The 5,886-nt window shown below is 71.9% G+C and carries 8 protein-coding genes; 4 read left to right on the forward strand and 4 right to left on the reverse strand.

Annotation, left to right across the window (positions count from 1 at the left end):
• Positions 1–543, forward strand: a 543-nt coding sequence (locus VFM98_RS13955; protein ID WP_325110519.1) for a helix-turn-helix domain-containing protein, incomplete at its 5' end; no start/stop codon positions are given.
• 27 nt (positions 544–570) lie between these two features.
• Here VFM98_RS13955 and VFM98_RS13960 read toward each other — a convergent pair.
• The gene (locus tag VFM98_RS13960) at positions 571–1,461 is read right to left on the reverse strand and encodes a ribose-phosphate pyrophosphokinase (protein ID WP_325110520.1); all 891 of its coding nucleotides are present in this window, start codon (positions 1,459–1,461) and stop codon (positions 571–573) included.
• A 92-nt stretch (positions 1,462–1,553) separates the two neighbouring features.
• On the opposite strand from VFM98_RS13960, the gene VFM98_RS13965 reads away from it, so the two are divergent.
• Positions 1,554–2,072: a flavodoxin gene (locus tag VFM98_RS13965; RefSeq protein ID WP_325110521.1), complete on the forward strand. Its 519-nt coding sequence runs from the start codon at positions 1,554–1,556 to the stop codon at positions 2,070–2,072.
• Positions 2,073–2,080: 8 nt separating this feature from the next.
• On the opposite strand, the gene VFM98_RS13970 is transcribed toward VFM98_RS13965, so the two are convergent.
• Complete coding sequence (locus tag VFM98_RS13970) at positions 2,081–2,701, reverse strand: nitroreductase family protein (RefSeq protein ID WP_325110522.1); 621 nt, start codon at positions 2,699–2,701, stop codon at positions 2,081–2,083.
• 133 nt (positions 2,702–2,834) lie between these two features.
• Here VFM98_RS13970 and VFM98_RS13975 point away from each other — a divergent pair, with 133 nt between their 5' ends.
• Complete coding sequence (locus VFM98_RS13975; RefSeq protein ID WP_325110523.1) at positions 2,835–3,467, forward strand: phosphoribosyltransferase; 633 nt, start codon at positions 2,835–2,837, stop codon at positions 3,465–3,467.
• On the opposite strand, the gene VFM98_RS13980 is transcribed toward VFM98_RS13975, so the two are convergent.
• Positions 3,464–4,447, reverse strand: coding sequence for a ribose-phosphate diphosphokinase (locus VFM98_RS13980; RefSeq protein ID WP_325110524.1), 984 nt, complete (start codon positions 4,445–4,447; stop codon positions 3,464–3,466). The genes VFM98_RS13975 and VFM98_RS13980 overlap by 4 nt on opposite strands.
• A 104-nt stretch (positions 4,448–4,551) precedes the next feature.
• Between VFM98_RS13980 and VFM98_RS13985 the strand changes: the two genes are divergently transcribed.
• On the forward strand, positions 4,552–5,427 hold the full coding sequence (locus VFM98_RS13985) for a hypothetical protein (RefSeq protein WP_325110525.1): 876 nt from the start codon (positions 4,552–4,554) through the stop codon (positions 5,425–5,427).
• On the opposite strand, the gene VFM98_RS13990 is transcribed toward VFM98_RS13985, so the two are convergent.
• Positions 5,424–5,886, reverse strand: a 463-nt coding sequence (locus tag VFM98_RS13990) for an ATP-binding protein (protein ID WP_325110526.1), incomplete at its 5' end; no start/stop codon positions are given. The two genes, VFM98_RS13985 and VFM98_RS13990, sit on opposite strands and share 4 nt — an antisense overlap.

The following is a 5,886-nucleotide window of genomic DNA, read 5'->3' on the forward strand; positions in this document are numbered from 1 at the left end:
TATGCGGTGCGCAGCGGCACCTTCAAGTCCACGCTGAACCTGAAGGACGGCCGCGAGCAGGTGACCGGCTTCCAGATGGCCGGCGAGCTGCTGGGCCTGGACGGCCTCGCCTCCGGCAAGCACGCCAGCGCCGCGGTCGCCCTGGAAGATGCCGAGATCTGCGCCATCCCCTACGCCCACCTGAGCGAGCTGGCCACCGTCAGCCCCGACCTGCAGCACGTGATCTCGCGCCTGATGAGCCGCGAGATCGTGCGCGAGCACAGCCTCATGATGCTGCTCGGCTCCATGAACGCCGAAGAGCGCCTGGCCGCCTTCCTGCTCAATATCAGCCAGCGGATGAAGGCGCGCGGCTACTCGGCGAGCGAATTCCACCTGCGCATGTCGCGCGCCGAGATCGGCAGCTACCTGGGCATGAAGCTGGAGACCGTCAGCCGCACCTTCTCGGCCTTCCAGCAGCAGCGCCTGCTCGAAGTGGACAAGAAGCACGTGCGCATCATCGACCTCGACGGCCTGGCCCACGCCTTCGACACGCGCGTGCAGTAAGCGCCCAGGGGCCCGGGCCCCGGCCCCTCAGTCCTGCAGGAATTCCCGCACGCCCTCGGCCAGCCATGGTCCGAGGGCGATTGCATTGGTGGCGTGCGGAACGCTGTCGCAGCTGACGATGCGGGCCACGCCGGCGCGGTGCAGCAGGTCGATCCCGTTGTGATCCAGCAGCGCGTGCACCGCGATGCACAGCGGCTGCCCCCAGCCGGCGGCGCGCAGCACCTGGGCGGCCGCCGCCAGGGTGTGGCCGCTGGAGGCGATGTCGTCCAGCAGCACCGGCGTGCGGCCCTCGCCGGCGGCGCCGGGCGGCAGGCAGACCTGCACGTCGCGGTCGCCGTGGCGCTGCTTGGTCATCACGACCCAGGGCACGCCCATGCGGCGCGCCACGTCGCCCACCCATTGCTCGCTCTCGCTGTCCGGGCCCACCAGCACCGGCTGCGGCACCTCGCTCGCCAGCCACTGGGCGATGGCCGGCGCCGCGGCCACCACCTTGCTGCGCACGGCGTAGATTTCGTCCAGCGAGTCGATGCGGTGCAGGTGCGGATCCACCGTCACCAGGAAATCGACCGCCCCCGAGAGCAGGCGCGCATAGGTGCGCGAGGTGATGGCCTCGCCGGGGCGGAAGCGCTCGTCCTGCCGCATGTAGGGCAGGTAGGGCGCCACCAGGCCGATCTCGGCCGCGCCGAGGTCGCGCGCAGCGTCGGCGGCGAAGACCAGCGGCAGCGTCTTGTCGTCCGGGTGGTCCAGGTGCGCGGCCAGCAGCACGCGCTGCCCCTCGACGCCGGTGCGCAGCCGCACCAGCCCTTCGCCGTCCGGGAAGCGGTGCACTTCCAGCGTGCTGGCCGGGCAGCGCAGCAGCGAGCCGAGGGTCTGCGCCAGGGTCTCGGCGCCGGGGAGGGCCAGGATGGTCGTGTTCATGCTGTCGCTAGCGTACCGCAGGTTGACCCAACGCAAGGCTGCAATACAGGCCCGGCCGAAGAATCCTCCGGCAGCAGGAAAGGAAGAGGCGCATGGACAGCATCCTGGTGGTGGTCTATTCGGAAACGGGGCTCGCGCGGGACATCGCACGCCAGCTCCATGCGGAGCATGGCTGGCCGGTGGGCGAGATCCACGACCTGCGCTCGCACCCCGAGAACCCCGGCCTGCTGCGGCCGCTGCTCGATTCGCTGCTGCACCGCGACGCCCCCATCGCCTACCAGGGGCCGGAGCCGGGCGACTTCCGCACCGTCGTCGTCGTCACCCCCATGCTCGCAGGCCACGTGCCGGCGGCGATGCGCGCCTTCCTGCACCACCACCGCGAGGACTTGCGGCGCGTGGCGATCGTCTCCATCCTGAAGTCCGAGGACGCGGTGAGCGCCGTGCCCGAGGTGGCGCAGCTGCTGGGCCACGCCCCGATCCACAACGCGACCTTCACGGCCGACGAGCTGGCCGGCGCCGGCGGCCAGGAGCGCGTGCGCGAGTTCGGCGATTTCCTGCAGCCGCGCAGCACCGCCGTGCAACTGCCCGCCACGGGCCTGTCGGCGGCCTGAACTTCGGCTCAGTGGGCGGTGGGGCGCGCCAGCCCCACGGATTGCGCCAAGGCGATGCGCTGTTGCGCGTTGAGGCCCAGCGCAGCGGCCAGGGCGGGGCGGTCGATCTGGCCGCGCACCACGGTGGCCAGGCCGGCGCCGGCGCAGTACAGGTAGATGTTCTCCACGATGCATCCCACGTCGGCGCCCGCCAGCACGCCGTGCTCCTCCGGGTCCATGGCGTCGCCGGCCGTCAGCCGCGCATGGTCGATCACGTAGACCAGGTTCAGCGGCGCCACCGAGACGAAGTCCTGGGTGCCGGTCAGCGCGCGCAGGTCGCCGCTGCGCACGCGCAGCAGCCGGTGATCGCGCGCGTCGTAGCGCCAGGCGCCTTCCTGCGTCACCGCGTAGAGCACGATCTCCTGCGTGTCGCAGGTGGTCGGTGCCGTGCGGCCCCAGCTGCCCGGCCGGTTGACGCCGAAGCCGGCCCACAGCAGGGCCGACACCTGTTCCAGCGTCAGCGCATCGGGCAGGTAGTCGCGCGTGCTGTGCCGCTTCTTGAGGGCTGCCTCGAGCGTGAGGTTGCCCTGCAGGCGCGGGGTGGGCAGTGGCACGGCGTCCATGAGCGGATCGGATGGCATGTGGGCCATGGACGGTTCCTCCTGAGCATTTCTCGTGTCGCTCGAACGATGACGCACGCGAGCCCCGTCCCACTTGCGTTGCCTCAAGAAAGAGGCGCAACATACCGGCCCACACGCAACGGCCTTGCCCTGGGAGGGCCGCATGTTCACCGATCGACTGCAAGCCGCCGAACGCCTGGCCGATGCGCTGGCCCATTACCGCGGCAGCCATCCACTGGTGCTGGCGATCCCGCGCGGCGCGGTGCCGATCGGCGCGGTGCTGGCGCAACGGCTCGAGGGCGACCTGGACCTGGTGCTGGTGCGCAAGCTGCACGCGCCGCATTCGCCCGAGTTCGCCGTCGGCGCCATCGACGAAGCCGGCTGGACCTACGTCGCGCCCCATGCGGCGGCGGCCGGCGCCACGGCGTCGTGGATCGAGGAGCAGAAGGAATCGCAGTTGCAGGAACTGGCGCGCCGCCGCCAGCTCTACACCCCCGGCCGCGGGCCGGCCGACGTGGCCGGCCGCGTGGTCATCGTGGTCGACGACGGCCTCGCCACCGGCGCCACGATGGTCGCGGCCCTGCATGCGGTGCGCGAGCGCAGGCCGGCGCGGCTGGTGTGCGCCGTGCCGGTGGCTTCACCCGATGCGGTGCAACTGGTGGGGCAGCATTGCGACGAGGTGGTGTGCCTCGCGGCGCCGGCGGGCTTCGCGGCGGTGGGTCAGTTCTACGCGTCGTTCCCGCAGCTGGAAGACGAGGAGGTGATCGCGTTGCTGGCCGGCGAAAAAAGGGATTAGCCCTCGAGCAGCTCCGTCAGCGAAGCATCCGCGTGCAGCCGCGAGATCGCCGCGGCGAAGAGGGCCGCCGTGGGGAGCACGTGCAGCTTGTCGCGCACCGGCCCGGCGGGCAAGCGGAACGGCGGCACTGTATCCGTGACGACGATCGAATCGACCGCGTCGTCGGCCAGCAGGTCCGCCGCGCTGCCGACGAACAGGCCGTGGGTCGCGGCCGCGTGCACCTCCGCCGCGCCCAGCGCGCGGCAGGCCCGCGCCGTGCGGGCCAGCGTCGCGCCGCTGCCGATCTGGTCGTCGATCACGACCACGCAGCGCCCCTTTACGTCGCCCACGATCAGGTCCCCGTCCGCGCCCATGCCGCCGCGCGCCTCGTCGGCGAAGGCAGCGCCCACGGGCCGGCGCAGGGCGGAAGAGAGGCGCCGGCGGAACTGCTCGGTGCGCTTCATGTCGGCCGCCCCCGGCGACACCACCACCGTGGCGCGTTCGCCGAGGTGGGTGCCGAAGTGGCGCGCGAACATGCCGGCGGCCTCCAGGTGCTCGGTGCGGCAGCGGAAGGCGTTCTGGTAGGCGGCGAGGTTGTGCACGTCGAGCGTCACCACGCGGTCGGTGCCGACCGACTCGAACAGCGCCGCGACGTAGCGCGTGGTGACCGGGTCGCGCACCTTGGTCTTGCGGTCCTTGCGCGCGTACGGCAGGTAGGGCACCACGGCGGTCACCGTGCCGGCCGAAGCGTCCTTCAGCGCGCCGAGGAAGAACAGCAGGCGCAGCAGCTTGTCGTTCACGCTCTGGGTGCCGTCGCCGTGCAGCGACTGCAGCACGAACACGTCGCGCCCGCGCACGCTGGCCAGCGGCCGCGCCTTGTGTTCGCCGTCGTCGAACACCCGCTCCTCGTGCGGGGACAGCTGCGTGCCGAGCTGGGCGGCGACGGCTTCGCCCCAGGCCTGGCTGGCCTGCATGGCGAAGAGACACGGGGCGTTGGTCATTCGGGCATCATCCGGATCGCGTTGGGTCGAATCTGCTGCGGCCGGGCTGCCCGGGGCTTGACCCCGGTCAAGCTGCGGCCCGGCTGGACGGCAAGAGTGGAAGCATGAAGACAATTCGCGCCTGGGCCGTGGCGTTTTGCACGCTGCTGCTGTCTTTCGCGGCCGGGGCCGCGGGCCTGCTCGGGCCGGCGGCACTGCTCGCGCGCCACGCGGCCCTGGCGCCGCAACTCGCGTCCAACCCCTTCGGCGGGCCGCTGGTGCTGCAGTCGGAGGAACTGCCGCGGCGCATCGAGGGCGATGTCTATGCCGTGCTGGAGCATCCCTTCACCGCGGTGTCCGCCGCGCTGGCGGATCCTTCGCAGTGGTGCGAGATCCTGATCCTGCACCTGAACACCAAGTACTGCCGGCGCGTCGAGGCGCAGGAAGGCACGCGCCTGCAGGTGCGGGTGGGCCGCAAGGAGCCGCAGCCGGTGCAGGCGGCCTCGCTGCTCGATTTCGGCTGGCGTCCACCGCAGGCGCGAGCCGACTACCTGGCAGTGCAGATGGACGCACCCGAAGGGCCTTACGACACCGGCGACTACCGCCTGCTGGCCGAAGCGGTGCCGCTGCCGGGCGGGCGCAGCTTCCTGCACCTGGGCTACGGACTCGGCTACGGCGGCGCGAGCCGCCTGGCGCTGCAGCTGTACCTCACCACGCTGGGCCGCGACAAGGTCGGCTTCACGCGCGTGCGGCGCGGCGGCCAGGAGGCCTTCGTGGACGGCGTGCGCGGCGTGGTGGAGCGCAACACGATGCGCTACTACCTCGCGATCGACGCCTACCTCGATTCGCTCTCGGCCCCGCCGGGCCGGCAGCTCGAACAGCGCCTGCAGGCCTGGTTCGATGCCACCGAGCGTTATCCGCGCCAGCTGCACGAGGTGGAGCGCGAGGCCTACCTGCGCATGAAGCGCGACGAGGTGCGGCGGCAGGCAGCTACGCGCTAGCCGCGCTCGTCCTCGCCCAGCGCTTCGTGCTCGCGCGCGAGCTTCTCCAGCACCTGGAGGTCGGCCTCCGACGCATCGCCGCTGCGCTGGCGCAGGCGTTCGCGCAGCACATCCAGCGGCGCCTCGCAGGCCAGCACCGAGAACGGCACATCCCAGGTGCGGGCGAGCGCGCGCGCTTCCTCGCGTTCGGCGCGGCGCAGGAAGGCCGCGTCCAGCACCACCGGCCAGCCGGCCTGCAGCAGCGTGCCGGCCAGCGTGAACAGGCGTGCGTAGGTGCGGCGCGTGGCCTCGGGCGTGTAGAGATCGATGCCGTGCTCACGCGAGCGCGCCAGGGCGCCCAGGCCGTGCAGCCGCTTGCGTTCGACATCCGAGCGGATGCGGATCGCGCCCTCGCGCTCCAGCAAGTCCTGCGACTGGAAGGTCTTGCCCGAGCCGGGCAGGCCGCAGGTGATCCACAGC

This window comes from Ramlibacter sp., assembly GCF_035706265.1.
Lineage (GTDB): Bacteria > Pseudomonadota > Gammaproteobacteria > Burkholderiales > Burkholderiaceae_C > Ramlibacter.